The 16,630-nt window shown below is 66.4% G+C and carries 15 protein-coding genes; 7 read left to right on the top strand and 8 right to left on the bottom strand.

Annotation, left to right across the window (positions count from 1 at the left end; genetic code table 11):
- Positions 1-4: 4 nt before the first annotated feature.
- From AC3A6B_RS17190 to AC3A6B_RS17165, 6 genes are all read right to left on the bottom strand, one after another.
- Positions 5-307, bottom strand: coding sequence for an FAD assembly factor SdhE (locus tag AC3A6B_RS17190; protein WP_487837884.1), 303 nt, complete (start codon positions 305-307; stop codon positions 5-7).
- Between the two features lie 12 nt (positions 308-319).
- Entirely contained in the window at positions 320-1,021 is a 702-nt protein-coding gene (locus AC3A6B_RS17185; RefSeq protein WP_126838295.1) for a succinate dehydrogenase iron-sulfur subunit, read from the bottom strand.
- Between the two features lie 23 nt (positions 1,022-1,044).
- Entirely contained in the window at positions 1,045-2,853 is a 1,809-nt protein-coding gene (sdhA, locus tag AC3A6B_RS17180; protein ID WP_487837883.1) for a succinate dehydrogenase flavoprotein subunit, read from the bottom strand.
- Positions 2,854-2,857: 4 nt separating this feature from the next.
- Complete coding sequence (gene sdhD / locus AC3A6B_RS17175) at positions 2,858-3,223, bottom strand: succinate dehydrogenase, hydrophobic membrane anchor protein (protein ID WP_487837882.1); 366 nt, start codon at positions 3,221-3,223, stop codon at positions 2,858-2,860.
- A gap of 13 nt (positions 3,224-3,236) precedes the next feature.
- Positions 3,237-3,683, bottom strand: coding sequence for a succinate dehydrogenase, cytochrome b556 subunit (sdhC, locus tag AC3A6B_RS17170; RefSeq protein WP_487837881.1), 447 nt, complete (start codon positions 3,681-3,683; stop codon positions 3,237-3,239).
- Positions 3,684-3,843: 160 nt separating this feature from the next.
- A complete protein-coding gene (locus AC3A6B_RS17165; protein ID WP_487837880.1) occupies positions 3,844-4,602 on the bottom strand; it encodes a GntR family transcriptional regulator in 759 nt (252 codons plus the stop codon).
- Positions 4,603-4,763: 161 nt separating this feature from the next.
- On the opposite strand from AC3A6B_RS17165, the gene AC3A6B_RS17160 reads away from it, so the two are divergent.
- The 5 genes from AC3A6B_RS17160 (at position 4,764) to AC3A6B_RS17140 (ending at position 10,792) form a co-directional block, all read left to right on the top strand.
- Positions 4,764-5,750, top strand: coding sequence for a malate dehydrogenase (locus tag AC3A6B_RS17160; RefSeq protein WP_487837879.1), 987 nt, complete (start codon positions 4,764-4,766; stop codon positions 5,748-5,750).
- A gap of 15 nt (positions 5,751-5,765) precedes the next feature.
- Entirely contained in the window at positions 5,766-6,542 is a 777-nt protein-coding gene (gene tam / locus AC3A6B_RS17155) for a trans-aconitate 2-methyltransferase (RefSeq protein ID WP_487837878.1), read from the top strand.
- Positions 6,539-7,540, top strand: a complete 1,002-nt coding sequence (locus tag AC3A6B_RS17150; RefSeq protein WP_487837877.1) for an HpcH/HpaI aldolase/citrate lyase family protein — start codon at positions 6,539-6,541, stop codon at positions 7,538-7,540. Before tam ends, AC3A6B_RS17150 begins: the two co-directional genes overlap by 4 nt.
- 29 nt (positions 7,541-7,569) lie before the next feature.
- Complete coding sequence (locus tag AC3A6B_RS17145) at positions 7,570-8,142, top strand: hypothetical protein (protein WP_487837876.1); 573 nt, start codon at positions 7,570-7,572, stop codon at positions 8,140-8,142.
- Positions 8,143-8,206: 64 nt separating this feature from the next.
- Positions 8,207-10,792, top strand: coding sequence for a bifunctional aconitate hydratase 2/2-methylisocitrate dehydratase (locus tag AC3A6B_RS17140; RefSeq protein ID WP_487837875.1), 2,586 nt, complete (start codon positions 8,207-8,209; stop codon positions 10,790-10,792).
- 55 nt (positions 10,793-10,847) lie between these two features.
- Here the strand turns inward: AC3A6B_RS17140 and AC3A6B_RS17135 are convergent, their stop codons facing one another.
- The gene (locus AC3A6B_RS17135) at positions 10,848-11,672 is read right to left on the bottom strand and encodes a helix-turn-helix domain-containing protein (protein ID WP_487837874.1); all 825 of its coding nucleotides are present in this window, start codon (positions 11,670-11,672) and stop codon (positions 10,848-10,850) included.
- A gap of 130 nt (positions 11,673-11,802) precedes the next feature.
- Here AC3A6B_RS17135 and AC3A6B_RS17130 point away from each other — a divergent pair, with 130 nt between their 5' ends.
- Positions 11,803-12,219 (top strand): hypothetical protein, encoded by a 417-nt coding sequence (locus tag AC3A6B_RS17130; RefSeq protein ID WP_487837873.1) that lies wholly within the window; start codon positions 11,803-11,805, stop codon positions 12,217-12,219.
- A gap of 94 nt (positions 12,220-12,313) precedes the next feature.
- Complete coding sequence (locus AC3A6B_RS17125; RefSeq protein WP_487837872.1) at positions 12,314-15,187, top strand: aconitate hydratase; 2,874 nt, start codon at positions 12,314-12,316, stop codon at positions 15,185-15,187.
- Positions 15,188-15,193: 6 nt separating this feature from the next.
- Here the strand turns inward: AC3A6B_RS17125 and AC3A6B_RS17120 are convergent, their stop codons facing one another.
- Complete coding sequence (locus AC3A6B_RS17120) at positions 15,194-16,597, bottom strand: C13 family peptidase (protein ID WP_487837871.1); 1,404 nt, start codon at positions 16,595-16,597, stop codon at positions 15,194-15,196.
- Positions 16,598-16,630 lie beyond the last annotated feature (33 nt).

The following is a 16,630-nucleotide window of genomic DNA, read 5'->3' as shown; positions in this document are numbered from 1 at the left end:
ATATTCAGGAAGATTGGGATTGCGCGCCGTCGGTGCGCATCAGCTGCAGGAGTTCGATCACGTCGGCCCCGGCCCATTCGGGCTCGGGTTCCTTTCTTCGAAGCAGCAGGTCGAGCAGATCGTTGTCCGACAGGTCCATCAATGTCTCCAGTGCCTGCGCCTGCCCGCAGGTCAGACCTTCTTCATGCCGCTCGAAGAAGCGCGCGATGAAGAGGTCGTTTTCGAGCAAGCCGCGCCGGCAGCGCCATCTCAGCTTGCTCAGCGCGCGCTCGCTGATCGGCTGCCGGAGGTCGGTGGCGGATTGCATGGTCTTGAAAGTTCAGATGGCGCGGCGCACCATCAGTTCCTTGATCTTGCCGATCGCCTTGGTCGGGTTCAGGTTCTTCGGGCACACGTCGACGCAATTCATGATCGTGTGGCAGCGGAACAGGCGGTATGGGTCTTCGAGGTTGTCCAGTCGCTCGGCGGTGGCCTCGTCGCGGCTATCGGCGATGAAGCGGTAGGCCTGCAGCAGGCCGGCCGGACCGACGAACTTGTCCGGGTTCCACCAGAAGCTCGGGCAGCTGGTCGAGCAGCTCGCGCACAGGATGCATTCGTAGAGCCCGTTGAGCTCGTCGCGCTCTTCGGGCGACTGCAGGCGCTCCTTTTCGGGCGGCACCGTGTCGTTCTGCAGGTACGGCTTGATCGAGTTGTACTGCTTGAAGAACTGCGTCATGTCCACGATGAGGTCGCGGATCACCGGCAGCCCGGGCAGCGGCTTCAGCACGATCGTGCCCTTGAGCGTGAGCATGTTGGTCAGGCAGGCGAGGCCGTTCTTGCCGTTGATGTTCATCGCGTCCGAGCCGCAGACGCCTTCGCGGCAGGAGCGGCGGAACGACAGCGTCGGATCCTGCGCCTTGAGCTTCATCAGGGCATCGAGCAGCATGCGTTCGTGCCCGTCGAGTTCGATCTCGACGGTCTGCATGTAGGGCTTAGCGTCCTTGTCCGGGTCGTAGCGGTAGATCTGGAATGTGCGCTTCATCGTGAAAACCTTGAGATATGTTCTTAGAAAGTACGGACCTTGGGAGGCACGGACTCGACCGTCAGCGGCTTGAGCTTGACGGGCTTGTAGGACAGGCGGTTGTCCTGGCTGTACCAAAGCGTGTGCTTCATCCAGTTGGCGTCGTCGCGGCCCAGCGGCGCAACGGGATCGTCGGAGGGACGCTCGTAGTCTTCGACCGTGTGGGCGCCGCGGCACTCCTTGCGCGCCGCCGCCGAGACCATGGTGGCCTGCGCCACCTCGATCAGGTTGTCGACTTCCAGTGCCTCGATGCGCGCGGTGTTGAAGACGCGCGACTTGTCCTTCAGCGTGACCTTGGCTACGCGCTCGCGCACGGCGGCAATCTTCTTGACGCCTTCGTCCATGGAAGCCTGCTTGCGGAACACGGCGGCGTGCTGCTGCATCACCGAGCGGATCTCGTTGGCCACGTCCTGCGCGTATTCGCCCGAGGTCGAGGCTTCGAGCTGGTTCAGGCGTTCCAGCGTGCGGTCGGCGGCATTGGCCGGCAGCGGCTTGTGTTCCTTCAGCTTGTCGTTGAACTCGACGATATGGTTGCCGGCCGCGCGGCCGAACACCAGCAGGTCGAGCAGCGAATTGGTGCCCAGGCGGTTGGCGCCGTGAACGCTCACGCAGGAGCACTCGCCCACGGCGTAGAGGCCGTTGATCACTGCGCTGTTGTCCTCGCCCTTCTGGATCACGACCTGGCCGTTGATGTTGGTCGGAATGCCGCCCATCTGGTAGTGGATGGTCGGCACCACGGGGATCGGCTCCTTCGTGATATCGACGTTGGCGAAGTTGACGCCGATCTCGTACACCGAGGGCAGGCGCTTGTGGATGGTCTCGGCACCGAGGTGGTCGAGCTTCAGCAGCACGTAGTCCTTGTTCGGGCCGCAGCCGCGGCCTTCCTTGATTTCCTGGTCCATCGAGCGCGAGACGAAATCGCGCGGCGCCAGGTCCTTCAAGGTCGGCGCGTAGCGCTCCATGAAGCGTTCGCCGTTGCTGTTGAGCAGGATCGCGCCTTCGCCGCGGCAGCCTTCGGTCAGCAGCACGCCCGCGCCGGCCACGCCGGTCGGGTGGAACTGCCAGAACTCCATGTCCTGCAGCGGAATGCCCGAGCGCGCCGCCATGCCGAGGCCGTCGCCGGTGTTGATGAAGGCGTTGGTCGAGGCGGCGAAGATGCGGCCCGCGCCGCCGGTGGCCAGCAGCACGGTCTTGGCCTGCAGGATGTGCAGGTCGCCGGTTTCCATCTCGAGAGCGGTCACGCCGACCACGTCGCCCTCGGCGTCGCGGATCAGGTCGAGCGCCATCCACTCGACGAAGAACTGGGTGCGCGCCTCGACGTTCTTCTGGTAGAGCGTGTGCAGCATCGCGTGGCCGGTGCGGTCGGCCGCCGCGCAGGCGCGCTGCACCGGCTTCTCGCCGTAGTTGGCGGTGTGGCCGCCGAAGGGGCGCTGGTAGATGGTGCCGTCCGGATTGCGGTCGAAGGGCATGCCGAAATGCTCGAGCTCGTACACCACCTTCGGCGCTTCGCGGCACATGAACTCGATCGCGTCCTGGTCGCCGAGCCAGTCGGATCCCTTGATCGTGTCGTAGAAGTGGTAGTGCCAGTTGTCCTCGCTCATGTTGCCGAGCGAGGCACCGACGCCGCCTTGCGCCGCGACGGTGTGCGAACGGGTCGGGAACACCTTGGACAGCACGGCCACGTTGAGGCCGGCGCGCGCCAGTTGCAGCGAGGCGCGCATGCCGGAGCCGCCGGCGCCGACGATGACGACGTCGAACTTGCGCTTGGTGATTTGTTCTTTGGTATAGGACATGGGGTCAGACTCTCCAGAGCACTTGAATGGCCCAACCCGCGCACGCTACAAGCCAGACGATCGTGAAAACCTGCAAAACGAGACGGATGCCGACCGGCTGGACGTAGTCCATCCAGACGTCGCGCATGCCGACCCATACGTGATAGAGCAACGAAGCGATCACGGTGAAGGTGAGCACCTTCATCCACTGCGAAGCGAAGATGCCGGCCCATGTGTCGTAGCCGATCGGCCCGCGCGTGAAGAGCACCTGCACGAGCAGGATGATGGTGAAGAGCGCCATCAGGGCACCCGTGATGCGTTGGCTGAGCCAGTCGCGCAGACCGTAATGCGCACCGACGACGACGCGCTTGGAGCCGTAGTTCACAGACATCTCGTGCTCCTTTTCAGTAGAGGCCGAACAGCTTGGCGCCGAGGACCAGGGTCAGCAGGATGCTGATGGCCAGCGTCGCGATCGCCGAGCTCTGCCCGAACTCCTTGTTCACGGCGGCATGACTCACGTCCATCCACAGATGGCGCAGGCCGGCGACGAAGTGGTGCAGGTAGGCCCAGATCAGCGCCAGCACCACCAGCTTCAAGAACCAGCCCGGAACGAAACCAAGGCCGCTGTTGAAGGCGGCCTTGAAGCGGGCGTAGGAATACTCGGAAGACACGGAGGTGTCGAACATCCAGATGACGAAGGGAAGCAGCAGGAACATCAGCACACCGCTCACGCGATGAAGAATCGACACGATGCCGGCCGGCGGAAGCCGGTAGGTGGTCAGGTCGGTGAAGGCGTTGATGTTGCGGAACTCGCGCCGCGGCGGTCGGGGTGGTGTGGCCAGCTCTGTCATGGGGGCTTTCGGTATATTTTTCGAGGGGCGGCTTGTTCTTTGGCGGAAATGCAAACAACGCAAAATTCTATTGCAACGCACCATCGCGCTGGCTGCGCTGCGAAGTCATCGCACTGCTTCGCTCGGATGCTATTGATTCGATAGCGGCGGTGCGGAACGGTCAGCCGAGTTCATTGCGATAGTGGTGCGTGTCGGTGCGATAGAGGCCGCGGCGCAGTTCCATCGGCGTGTCGTGATAGGTATGGGCCACGCGCTCCACGCTCAGAAGCGGCGTGGCCGTGGACACGGCGAGCAGCGCAGCCTGCGCCGCATCCGGCAGCACAGCGCGGATCTTTTCTTCGGCGCGCACCATGCGCACGCCGAACTCGGTCTCGAACATCGCGTACATGGGACCGCGCCAGGCGTTCAGTCGCTCCGCCGTCAGGCCCTTGAAGGGCGCACCCGGCAGCCAGAGATCTTCGAGGATGGTCGGCGTGCCGCGGTACGCCAGCACGCGCCGGACCTGCAGCACGGCATCGCCGGTGCGAAGCGCCAGCAGGCGCGCGATGTCGGCGGTGGCGCGCAGCCGCTTGCAGTCGACGATCTCGCGCTCGGCCGGGCCCTCGCTGTCGACGTCGCCGCTGTCGGGCACGAGTTTCAGAAAGCGGTACTGGACGTGCTGCTCGGCATGCGTGGCGACGAAGGTGCCCTTGCCCTGGCGGCGCACGACCAGGTTCTCGGCCGCGAGCTCGTCGATGGCCTTGCGAACCGTGCCCTGGCTCACGCGAAAGCGCGCGGCGAGCTCGATTTCGCTCGGGATCGGCTCGCCGGGCTTCCACTCCCCGGTGTGCAGGCTCTGCAGGATCAAGGACTTGATCTGCTGGTAGAGCGGGCTGAACGAAGGCGTCAGCTCGGCAAGCGCGGTGGGGGAGGTGCTCATGTGGGCCGACATCTTATATAAGACACAAGACTGGCGCCATCGAAAGCGCAAATCGGCATAAAATCTTCGCCGGCCTTTGCGCCCGGGCGGATCGCCCGGCCCGACCTCCGCGGCCGCATCCGCGACCGCGCACCGTTTACATCACATCCTGGAGTTTTCCCATGAGCAAGAAGCCTGTTCGCGTTGCCGTCACTGGTGCCGCCGGCCAAATCGGTTATGCCCTGCTGTTCCGCATCGCCTCCGGCGAAATGCTCGGCAAGGACCAGCCGGTCATCCTGCAACTGCTCGAGATCCCGGACGAGAAAGCCCAGAAGGCGCTCAAGGGCGTGATCATGGAGCTCGAAGACTGCGCCTTCCCGCTGCTCGCCGGCGTGATCCCCACCGGCGATCCGCTGGTCGCCTTCAAGGATGCCGACTACGCGCTGCTGGTCGGCGCCCGCCCGCGCGGCCCCGGCATGGAGCGCGCCGACCTGCTGGCCGCCAACGCCCAGATCTTCACGGCCCAGGGCAAGGCCCTCGACCAGGTCGCGAGCCGCAACGTCAAGGTGCTGGTGGTCGGCAACCCCGCCAACACCAATGCCTACATCGCGATGAAGAGCGCTCCCAGCCTGCCGCGCAAGAACTTCACCGCCATGCTGCGCTTGGACCACAACCGCGCCGCCAGCCAGATCGCCGCCAAGACCGGCACCGCCGTCGGCGACATCGAGAAGCTCACCGTCTGGGGCAACCACTCGCCCACGATGTACGCGGACTACCGTTTCGCCACGGTCGGCGGCAAGAGCGTCAAGGACCTCATCAACGACCAGGTCTGGAACGCCGATGTGTTCCTGCCCACCGTGGGCAAGCGCGGCGCCGCGATCATCGAAGCGCGCGGCCTGTCCTCGGCCGCTTCAGCTGCCAACGCCGCCATCGACCACATGCGCGACTGGGCCCTGGGCTCCAAGGGCAAGTGGGTCACCATGGGCATCGCGTCGGACGGCCAGTACGGCATTCCGAAGGACGTGATCTTCGGTTTCCCGGTCACCACCGAGAACGGCGAGTACAAGCTGGTCGAGGGTCTCGAGATCGACGCCTTCAGCCAGGAGCGCATCGACAAGACGCTGAAGGAACTGCAGGACGAGCAAGCCGGCGTGGCCCACCTCCTCTAAGCCGTCTTCACCCGAATGCTCGACTGGAACCCTGCGCTCTACCGTCGCTACGAGGACGAGCGCACGCGCCCCGCACAGGAGCTGCTGGCGCGCGTTCCGTTGACCGGGGCGGCCCGCGTGGTCGACCTCGGCTGCGGGCCGGGCAATTCCACCGAGCTGCTGGTGCAGCGTTTCAGCGGTGCCGCCGTCGTCGGCACCGACAATTCCGAAGCCATGCTGGTCAGCGCGCGCGAGCGCCTGCCCCAGGCCCGCTTCGAACTCAGCGACATCGCGCGCTGGCAGCCTGAGCTGCCGCCCGATCTCATCTATGCCAATGCCTCTTTGCAATGGGTACCCGACCACGAGACGCTGATTCCGCGCTTGTTCGCTGCATTGGCGCCAGGTGGCGTGCTGGCCATCCAGATGCCCGACAACCGCGAGGAGTCCACGCACCGGCTGATGCGTGAAGTCGCGGCCGAGGCGCCGTGGGCTCAAGCGATCGGCGATGCGGACAAGCTGCGCACGATGCTGCTGCCGATCGACGGCTACTACGACCTGCTGGCGGCCGATGCGGCACAGGTCGACGTCTGGCGCACCGCCTACCAGCATCCGATGGCTTCTGCCGCGGCGATCGTCGAGTGGGTGCGGGGCACCGGCCTCAAGCCCTTCGTCGATCGGCTGCCGGCCGAGCTGCAAGCCAGCTACCTGGCCGCCTACGAGCGGCGAGTCGATGCGGCCTATCCGCCGCGCGCCGACGGCAAGCGCCTGCTGGCCTTCCCGCGCATGTTCATCGTGGCGCGGCGTAAGCCATGAACACCTCTTCGGCGCATCCGCGGGACGTGCTGCTCGGCGCACAGGCCGGTGCCGTCGTGCTGCCCGTGTGCGACCACTACAGCGGCGTCGAGTCGCGCATGCGCAAGAGCCTGGCGCTGCAGGCCGAGATGGCGCAGGAGTTCGGCGCCTGCGTGTTCGACGTCACGCTCGACTGCGAAGACGGCGCGCCGGTGGGCGGCGAAGCCGAGCATGCCGCGCTGGTCACCGAACTCGCGCTGGCCGCGACGTCCGGCATGCGCGTGGGCGTGCGGGTGCACCCGGTGGACCACCCGGCCTTCGCCGGCGACGTGGTCACCATCGCAGGGCGCGCCGGCCATCGGCTGAGCCACCTGATGGTGCCCAAGGTCGAATCGGCCGACGACGTGCGCGAAGCGGCCGAGGCCCTCAACGCCGCCGGTGCCGAAGCGGTGCCGCTGCACGTGCTGATCGAATCGCCGCTGGCGGTGCACCATGCCTTCGACATCGCCGCCCATCCGCGCGTCCAGTCGCTGAGCTTCGGCCTGATGGATTTCGTCTCGGCGCACGGCGGCGCGATCCCGGCCGAGGGCATGGGCGCGGCGGGGCAGTTCACGCATCCGCTGGTGGTGCGCGCCAAGCTGGCCATCGCCTCGGCCGCGCACGCGCACGGCAAGGTGCCGTCGCATTGCGTCGTAACCGAATTCAACGACATCGACGCGATGCGTGCCGCCGCGAAGAAGGCGGCCGGCGAGTTCGGCTACACGCGCATGTGGAGCATCCATCCGAACCAGATCCGTCCCATCCTCGAGGCCTTCGCGCCCGACGAGCGGCAGATTCAAATGGCTACAAAAATCATAGCGGCTGCGGCTGCTGCGGATTGGGCGCCGGTCAGTTTTGATGGCACATTGCACGACCGCGCAAGCTACCGTCATTTCTGGCAGGTACTTTCGCGTGCACACGCCACCGGCCGTGTGCTGCCGCCCGACGCGCAAGCATGGTTTGCGCCGGCGTCCTCCTGAAAACCGAACCCCTCCAAAGGAAAGACCTCATGAAGAAACTCGCTCTCGCCGCTGCCGTCGCATTGGCACTGCCGTTCGCCGCGGTCGCCCAAAGCTCGGGCAGCGCCCCTGCGAAGCCGGCCGCAAAACCGGCCGGCACGACAGCCGAGAAGGCGCCGCCGAAGAAGCGCCAAGTCACGCGCAAGGCGGCCAAGGCCGTCGAGGAAGTGACGCCGATCAGCGAGGACGCCAATGTCACGCTGACCGATGCCGACCTCGAAGTGGCGAAGCGCGTGCACACGGGCAAGATCCAGTGCGAACTGGGCGCCGACGTCACTGTGACCGCCGACGACAAGAAGCCCGGCTTCTTCACCGTCTCGACCAAGGGCGCGCGCTATCGCATGCATCCGGTCGAAAGCCGCACCGGTGCGATCCGCCTCGAAGACCCCAAGGCCGGCGCGATGTGGTTGCAGATCGCCAACAAGTCGATGCTGATGAACCAGAAGCAGGGCCTGCGCCTCGCCGACGATTGCCAGGCGCCCGAGCAGCTGGCAGCTTCCGAGGAGCTCAAGAAGAACCCGCCGAAGAGTCTGTTCGAAGGCTCGGACGCCCCCAAGAAGTAAACCCAAGGCGCCGGCGGCCCGCCTTTTGCTTAGGCCGCCACTGGTTACAGATCCGGAGAAAAAGATGTTGCAAGCCTACGTTGACCATGTCGCCGAGCGCGCCGCGCTCGGCATCCCGCCGCTGCCGCTGTCGGCCCAGCAGACCAGCGAGCTCATCGAGCTGCTGAAGAACGCCACCGCCAAGGACGGCGAATTCCTGCTGAACCTGCTCACGCACCGCGTGCCTGCCGGCGTGGACGACGCGGCCAAGGTCAAGGCGAGCTACCTGGCGGCGGTGGCCCACGGCAGCGAGAAGAGCACGCTCATCTCGCGCGCCCATGCCACCGAACTGCTGGGCACCATGCTGGGCGGCTACAACATCAGCCCGCTGATCGACCTGCTCGACGACGCCGAGGTTGGCCCCGTGGCGGCCGAGGGCCTGAAGAAGACCTTGCTGATGTTCGACCAGTTCCACGACGTCAAGGAGAAGGCCGACAAGGGCAACGCGAATGCCAAGGCCGTGCTGCAGAGCTGGGCCGATGCCGAGTGGTTCACCAGCCGGCCCGAAGTGCCGCAGAGCCTCACCATCACCGTGTTCAAGGTGACCGGCGAGACCAACACCGACGACCTGTCGCCCGCACCGGACGCCACCACGCGTCCCGACATTCCGATGCATGCGCTGGCCATGCTCAAGAACGCGCGTCCCGGCATCACGCCGGAAGAAGACGGCAAGCGCGGCCCGGTCAAGTTCATCGAGTCGCTGAAGGACAAGGGCCACCTGATCGCCTACGTGGGCGATGTGGTCGGCACCGGATCGTCGCGCAAGAGCGCCACCAACTCGGTGCTCTGGTTCACCGGCCAGGACATCCCCTTCATCCCCAATAAGCGCTTCGGCGGCGTGTGCCTGGGCAACAAGATCGCGCCGATCTTCTACAACACGATGGAAGACGCGGGTGCGCTGCCGATCGAGCTCGATGTGAGCCAGATGGAGATGGGCGACGTGGTCGAGCTGCGTCCCTACGAAGGCAAGGCACTGAAGGACGGCAAGGTCATCGCCGAGTTCAAGCTCAAGAGCGACGTGCTGTTCGACGAAGTGCGCGCCGGCGGCCGCATTCCGCTGATCATCGGCCGCGGCCTCACGGCCAAGGCACGCGAAGCGCTGGGCCTGCCGGTCTCGACGCTGTTCCGCCTGCCGGTCAGCCCGGCCGATTCGAAGAAGGGCTATTCGCTGGCCCAGAAGATGGTCGGCCGCGCCTGCGGCCTGCCGGAAGGCATGGGCGTGCGCCCCGGCACCTACTGCGAGCCGAAGATGACCAGCGTCGGTTCGCAGGACACCACCGGCCCGATGACGCGCGACGAGCTGAAGGACCTGGCCTGCCTGGGCTTCAGCGCCGACCTCGTGATGCAGTCCTTCTGCCACACGGCGGCCTACCCGAAGAAGGTCGACGTCAAGATGCACCACGAGCTGCCCGACTTCATGAGCAACCGCGGCGGCGTCTCGCTGCGTCCGGGCGACGGCGTGATCCATTCGTGGCTCAACCGCCTGCTGACGCCCGACACCGTCGGCACCGGCGGCGACAGCCACACGCGCTTCCCGATCGGCATCAGCTTCCCGGCCGGTTCGGGCCTGGTGGCCTTCGCGGCCGCGACCGGCGTGATGCCGCTGGACATGCCCGAGTCGGTGCTGGTGCGCTTCAAGGGCACGATGCAGCCGGGCGTCACGCTGCGCGACCTGGTCAATGCGATTCCACTCTATGCGATCAAGTCCGGGCTGCTCACGGTCGAGAAGAAGGGCAAGAAGAACATCTTCTCGGGCCGCATCCTCGAGATCGAAGGCCTGCCGGATCTCAAGGTCGAACAGGCCTTCGAACTGAGCGACGCCTCGGCCGAGCGTTCGGCCGCCGGCTGCACGGTGCACCTGAACAAGGAGCCGATCATCGAGTACATCAACAGCAACATCACGCTGATGCGCTGGATGATCGCCGAGGGCTATGCCGACGGCCGCACGCTGGCGCGCCGCATCGCCGCGCAGGAAGCCTGGCTCAAAGACCCGCAGTTGCTCAAGGGCGACGCCGACGCCGAGTACGCCGCCGTGATCGAGATCGACCTGGCCGACATCCACGAGCCTATCGTGGCCTGCCCGAACGACCCCGACGACGTGAAGACGCTGTCAGACGTGGCAGGCGCAAAGATCGACGAAGTGTTCATCGGCTCGTGCATGACCAACATCGGTCACTTCCGCGCCGCCTCCAAGCTGCTCGAAGGCAAGCGCGACATCCCGGTCAAGCTGTGGATCGCGCCGCCGACCAAGATGGATGCGCAGCAGCTCACCGAGGAAGGCCACTACGGCGTGTTCGGCAACGCGGGCGCGCGCACCGAGATGCCGGGCTGCTCGCTGTGCATGGGCAACCAGGCGCAGGTGCGCGAAGGCGCGACCGTGATGTCGACCAGCACGCGCAACTTCCCCAACCGCCTGGGCAAGAACACCAACGTGTACCTCGGCAGCGCCGAGCTGGCCGCGATCTGCTCGCGCCTGGGCCGCATCCCGACCAAGGAGGAGTACATGGCCAGCGCAGGCGTGCTCGATGCGTCGAGCGCGCAGATCTACCAGTACCTGAACTTCGACAAGATCGAGGACTACCAGGAAGTCGCCAAGACCGTGGCTGCCTGATCGAAGGCGCCGCCATGAAGAAGCCCGCTTCGGCGGGCTTTTTCTTTTCCGGGCGTCATGCGGCCCGCGCCGCCAGCGCTGTCAACGCCGCGGTCGTTTGGGCATCGGCCGGGAAGAAGGACTCCACCGCCAGCTCCTGCAGCGTGACGTCTACCGGCGTGCCGAAGATCGTGGTAGTGCTGATGAAGCTCAGCACGCCCTGCGGCGTCACGAACTGGAAGGGCACCACCACGCCGTTGAGCTCGCCGCCCGCGGCAGGCGTGTCGTGGCTGACGTTCGGTGCCGGGTAGGCCGCCAGTTCGTCGTGCAGTGCAGAGAGCGCCGCGTCGCCCGTGGCCGCGATCTGTTGCTGCAGCCGTTCGAGCAGGTGCGCGCGCCATTGGGCCAGGTTCGCGATGCGCGAGGCCACGCCATCGGGGTGCAGGCTGAGCCGCAGCACGTTGACCGGCGGTTTCAGCAGCTCTGGCGCCGCGCCTGCCATCAGCAGCGGCACGAGCGCGTTGTACGCCACCAGGTTCCAGTGCCGGTCGACCGCCAGTGCCGGAAAAGGCTCGTGCCCCTTGAGCACCAGGTCCACCGCCCGGCGCGCCGAAGCGAGGGCAGGATCGTCCAGCGACCGCTGCCGGTACATCGGCGCATAGCCGGCCGCCACCAGCAGCGCATTGCGCTCGCGCAGCGGCACCTCGAGCCGCTCGGCAAGCCGCAGCACCATCTCGCGGCTGGGCTCCGCGCGGCCGGTTTCGACGTAGCTCAGGTGGCGCGTCGAGACCTGGGCCTCGTGCGCCAGGTCGAGCTGGCTCAGTCGGCGGTGCTGGCGCCAGTGGCGCAGATGGGTGCCGAAAGAATCGGCCGCGGTCGGAGGTGTGCTGTGGGAGCTCATGGCCGCCATCCTAGTGAAGCGGGGCGCCGCGGCCATGACCTCCCAGGTCATCGACCGTCCGCGGTGCCGGCGGAATGATGAACCCCACGCGGCAGGAAGGGCCTGCAGCGTTCCACACAAGGAGCCCGTCATGTCCGTCTTCGCCTCTTCCCGTTTTCTGCCCCGTGTGATGTGGGCCGATGCTGCCTCGTGCGCCGCGACCGGGGTATTGCAGCTCGCTTTCACCGGCGCGCTGGCCCGGCTGACGGGCCTGCCGGGCCCCTTGCTGCTGGGCACCGGCGTCTTCCTGCTGGCCTATGCCGCCGCCGCGGCCTGGATGGCCAGCCGCGCCGCGCCGCCGCGCCGCCTGATCGGGCTGGTGGTCGTCGGCAACTTCGGCTGGGCCGCGGCCTGCGTTGCCCTGCTGGCGATCGGTGGGGCCGCGATCGCGCCGCTGGGCTGGGCCTGGGTGATCGCGCAGGCCGTGACCGTGGTCGTGCTGGCCGAGCTGCAATGGATGGGACTGCGCCATAGCCGGCCGGTGGCCCGCGGCGCGATCGCTACATGAACCCACGCAGCGCCCGGGTGCGCTCCTCGACTACAGCCCTTGTCATCGATCCCTGCTATCTTTGAGGCGCTTCCACGAATCACAGGAGTTCCTCATGGCCAAAGAACCGGCGCACGCTTTTGCCCCCATGCTCAAGACCTTCAAGACCGCATCGGGCAAAGCCGGTAAATACTGGTCACTCAAGGAACTTGCGAAGCAATATCCCAACGTCGACAAGCTGCCGGTGTCGATCCGCATCGTGCTCGAATCGGTGCTGCGCAACTGCGACGGCAAGAAGGTCACGGCCGAGCACGTCGAGCAGCTCGCCAACTGGGCGCCCAATGCGGAGCGCACCGACGAGATCCCCTTCGTCGTGACCCGCGTGGTGCTGCAGGACTTCACGGGCGTGCCGCTGCTCGCGGACCTTGCCGCCATGCGCAGCGTCGCGAAGTCGCTGGGCAAGTCGCCCAAGACCATCGAACCGCTGGTGCCGGTGGACCTGGTGGTCGACCACTCGGTGATGGTGGACCACTACGGCACGCCCAAGGCGCTCGACCTCAACATGAAGCTCGAGTTCCAGCGCAACAACGAGCGCTACCAGTTCATGAAGTGGGGCATGCAGGCCTTCGACACCTTCGGCGTGGTGCCGCCCGGCTTCGGCATCGTGCACCAAGTCAATCTCGAGTACTTCGCGCGCGGCGTCTACAAGAGCCCGAACGACGACGGCGACCCGCCGGTGTACTACCCCGACTCGCTGGTCGGCACCGACAGCCACACCACCATGATCAACGGCATCGGCGTGGTCGGCTGGGGCGTGGGCGGCATCGAGGCCGAGGCCGCGATGCTGGGCCAGCCGGTCTACATGCTCACGCCCGACGTGGTGGGCTTCGAGCTCAGCGGCAAGTTGCGCGAGGGCGTCACCGCCACCGACCTGGTGCTCTACGTCACGGCCATCCTGCGCGGCGAAAAGGTGGTGGGCAAGTTCGTCGAGTTCTTCGGCCCCGGCGCAGCCTCGATCGCGGTGCCCGACCGCGCGACCATCGGCAACATGGCGCCCGAGTACGGCGCGACCATGGGCTTTTTTCCTGTCGACGAGATGACGGTGGCCTACTTCAAGGGCACCGGCCGCACCGACAAGGAGATCGAGCGCTTCGAGGCCTACTACAAGGCGCAGGGGCTGTTCGGCATGCCCGCGCCTGGAGAGATCAACTACACCAAGGTCGTCAAGCTCGACCTCGGCACCGTCACGCCGAGCCTCGCGGGCCCCAAGCGCCCGCAGGACCGCATCGATCTCGGCCATCTCGCGACCAAATTCTCCGAGCTCTACAGCAAGCCCAACGAGGCCAACGGCTTCAACCAGCCGGCCGACAAGCTCAAGCTGCGCTATCCGCTGCCGCACAACCGCAACGGCGAGACGGCGGAGCAGGAGCCGCCCGATCCGAAGCCGGGCGCGCCGCGCCTGGTGGTCGAAATGGCCGACAACAAGCCGACCTCGGAATCGGCGCACGTCGGCGACACGGCGGCCCATGTGAAAGCCAGCGGCGAGACCATCGGCAACGGCGACGTGCTGATTGCCGCCATCACGTCCTGCACCAACACATCGAATCCCAGCGTGCTGCTGGCTGCCGGCCTCTTGGCCAAGAAGGCGGTGGAGGCGGGGCTCACGGTCAAGCCGCACGTCAAGACCTCGCTGGCGCCGGGCTCGCGCATCGTGACCGAGTACCTCGAGAGGGCGGGCCTCCTGCAGTACCTCGAGAAACTCGGCTTCTATCTCGCGGGCTACGGCTGCACCACCTGCATCGGCAATGCCGGCGACCTGGCGCCGGAGATCAACGAGGCGATCACCAAGAACAACCTCGTGGGCGCGGCCGTGCTTTCGGGCAACCGCAACTTCGAAGCGCGCATCCATCCGAACATCAAGGCCAACTTCCTGGCCTCGCCGCCGCTGGTGGTGGCCTACGCCATCGCGGGCAACGTGATGGTCGATCTCATGACCCAGCCGGTGGGCAAGGGCAAGAAGGGCAAGGACGTCTACCTCGGCGACATCTGGCCCAGCATGAAGGAGATCGACGAGAACCTGCGCTATGCGATGGATGCGAAGGCCTTCCGCAAGAACTACGAGCAGATCGCGGACAACCCCGGCAAGCTGTGGAGCAGCATCAAGGGAACGAGCGGGCAGGTGTACGACTGGCCCACGTCCACCTACATCGCCGAGCCGCCCTTCTTCGAGGGCTTCAAGATGGAGCCGCACGCATCGGACGCCGGCTTCACCGGGGCGCGCATCATGGCGCTGTTCGGCGACTCGATCACCACCGACCACATCTCGCCGGCCGGCTCGATCAAGGAAAGCTCGCCGGCGGGCATCTGGCTCAAGGCGCATGGCGTGCAGAGGGCAGACTTCAACAGCTACGGCTCGCGCCGCGGCAACCATGACGTGATGATGCGCGGCACCTTCGCCAACGTGCGCATCAAGAACCTCATGATTCCGCCTGGCCCGGACGGCTCGCGCGAGGAGGGCGGCGTGACGCTGTTCCAGCCAGGCAACGAGAAGATGTTCATCTACGACGCGGCGATGAAGTACATCGAGCAGGGCGTGCCCACCGTCATCTTCGGCGGCGAGGAGTACGGCACCGGGTCCTCGCGCGACTGGGCGGCCAAGGGCACGCAGTTGCTGGGCATCAAGGCGGTGGTCGCGCGCAGCTTCGAGCGCATCCACCGCGCGAACCTGGTCGGCATGGGCGTGCTGCCGCTGCAGTTCCGTGGCGCCGATTCATGGGAGAGCCTGGAGCTCACCGGCGACGAGAAGATCGACGTCGTGATCGGCGGCGAACTCAAGCCGCAGATGGACGTCAAGATCGTGGTGCACCGCCCCGACGGCAGCCACCAGGAAGTGACGGTGCGCCTGCGCATCGACACGCCGATCGAGGTCGACTACTACAAGCACGGCGGGATCTTGCCTTTTGTACTCAGGCAGCTGCTCGCCGCCTGAGCGGCTTCAGTTGCTGTCGAGCCGCTTCGCCAGGCGCTCGAGCACCGGGCGGATGCCCTCGCCCACCTTGATCTGCGGGTTCGAGAAGCCGTCGTCCTTGCCGGCTTCGATCTCGCGCTGGCGAATCAAGGGTACGGCCGCCGCGAAGGCGGCTTCGAAGGAATGGCTCTTGCGCAGTTCCTCGTTGAACACCGCGCGGCCGAAGAAGGTGAGTTCGGACAGCCTGCCGCAGCCGTAGGAGGTGTGCTCGGCATCGGCGGCGGTCATGACCAGGCTGTCCTCGGTGGCAAGAGGCTCGATCCAGCCGCCCGAATAGCAGGCGGAGATCGCGATCACGCGGTGCCGGATGCCGGCTGCGTCGAGCGCTTCGCGCACTTCCTGGGGCGTCAGCCACGGCACGGTCAGCGGCCAGTGCGTGGCGGCGAGCTTGAAGTCCCGCGCGCCGTGCGAGGTCATGTAGAGCACCAGCACGTCGCGCTCGCGATCCATGCGCGCGGCCAGCGCTTCGACGGCGCGCCGCAGGTTCAGCGGCGTCGCCCAGGGGAGTTCCTGCGTGGTCGTCGCGTGGTTGACCAGGCGCAGTACGCGCCCCTTGGCGTCGAAACGCTCTTCGAGCAGGGCAGCCACCATGGCGCTTTCGCGCAGGAAGACATCTTCCGAGGCATAGGGGGCGAACACCAGTCCATAGACGTGGGATTCGCCCTCCGGCCGCGGCGCCAGCCCAGCAACGGCGCGCTGCCACACGGCCTGCTGTTCCTCGAAGCTCTCCTGCGTCAGTTGCAGCCGGGGCCGCTCCGGCTGCGCCGAGGCGCTGTAGTCCGGCTGCCAGACCCGCTCGCGGTCCTGCATGCTCTGCCAGATGCCGATGGCAGTGATGGCCACCATGCCGGGCACGAAGAGGGCCAGGCGCATCCGCGAAGGCGCGCAGCGCGCCATCAGGCGCACCGAGCTCAGGAGCCAGCACGCGATCAGGCCGCCGTAGACCGCCCAGAAGCCCGAGGTCGTGGCGAACGGCTTTGGCAACCAACCCCGGAAGTAGGCGAGGGCGAAGCCCGCCATCAGCAGGTTCCAGGGCACGGCGGCCCAGGTGAAGAGCGCGAACCAGCGGCTCACGCTGGCAGCCGGTGGCAGCGCCGCCCAGCCGACCCACAGCGTGAGAGCGATGGCCCACCAGGCGTTCAGCTCCGCGGCCGGGTGGAAGGTGGCCGGGCCGTCGATCTGGAACCGTTCGATGCCCAGCACCAGTAGGAGCGGGATCAGCACGATCAGCATCAACTGCCAGGGGCTGGGCGAGGCCGCGATGCGAGGGGCCAGGAGCACTGAGGCGCGCAGGCCTTCGACGATCCAATGCCAGAAGCTGGGGCGGTGTTGCACGTCGTGTGCGGGCAGGTCGGGATGCTCGTCTGTCATGCCCGGATGATGCCCTGCACGCAGGGATTCTTC

This window comes from Variovorax sp. Soil_C_33, from assembly GCF_057656935.1.
Note: the sequence above shows the minus strand (reverse complement) of the source record. Positions and strands in the feature narration are given on the sequence as shown.

Coding starts and splice junctions, on each gene's coding strand:
- AC3A6B_RS17190 (WP_487837884.1), bottom strand. CDS start 307: ATGCAATCCGCCACCGACCTCCGGCAGCCGATCAGCGAGCGCGCGCTG.
- AC3A6B_RS17185 (WP_126838295.1), bottom strand. CDS start 1,021: ATGAAGCGCACATTCCAGATCTACCGCTACGACCCGGACAAGGACGCT.
- sdhA (WP_487837883.1), bottom strand. CDS start 2,853: ATGTCCTATACCAAAGAACAAATCACCAAGCGCAAGTTCGACGTCGTC.
- sdhD (WP_487837882.1), bottom strand. CDS start 3,223: ATGTCTGTGAACTACGGCTCCAAGCGCGTCGTCGTCGGTGCGCATTAC.
- sdhC (WP_487837881.1), bottom strand. CDS start 3,683: ATGACAGAGCTGGCCACACCACCCCGACCGCCGCGGCGCGAGTTCCGC.
- AC3A6B_RS17165 (WP_487837880.1), bottom strand. CDS start 4,602: ATGAGCACCTCCCCCACCGCGCTTGCCGAGCTGACGCCTTCGTTCAGC.
- AC3A6B_RS17160 (WP_487837879.1), top strand. CDS start 4,764: ATGAGCAAGAAGCCTGTTCGCGTTGCCGTCACTGGTGCCGCCGGCCAA.
- tam (WP_487837878.1), top strand. CDS start 5,766: ATGCTCGACTGGAACCCTGCGCTCTACCGTCGCTACGAGGACGAGCGC.
- AC3A6B_RS17150 (WP_487837877.1), top strand. CDS start 6,539: ATGAACACCTCTTCGGCGCATCCGCGGGACGTGCTGCTCGGCGCACAG.
- AC3A6B_RS17145 (WP_487837876.1), top strand. CDS start 7,570: ATGAAGAAACTCGCTCTCGCCGCTGCCGTCGCATTGGCACTGCCGTTC.
- AC3A6B_RS17140 (WP_487837875.1), top strand. CDS start 8,207: ATGTTGCAAGCCTACGTTGACCATGTCGCCGAGCGCGCCGCGCTCGGC.
- AC3A6B_RS17135 (WP_487837874.1), bottom strand. CDS start 11,672: ATGAGCTCCCACAGCACACCTCCGACCGCGGCCGATTCTTTCGGCACC.
- AC3A6B_RS17130 (WP_487837873.1), top strand. CDS start 11,803: ATGTCCGTCTTCGCCTCTTCCCGTTTTCTGCCCCGTGTGATGTGGGCC.
- AC3A6B_RS17125 (WP_487837872.1), top strand. CDS start 12,314: ATGGCCAAAGAACCGGCGCACGCTTTTGCCCCCATGCTCAAGACCTTC.
- AC3A6B_RS17120 (WP_487837871.1), bottom strand. CDS start 16,597: ATGACAGACGAGCATCCCGACCTGCCCGCACACGACGTGCAACACCGC.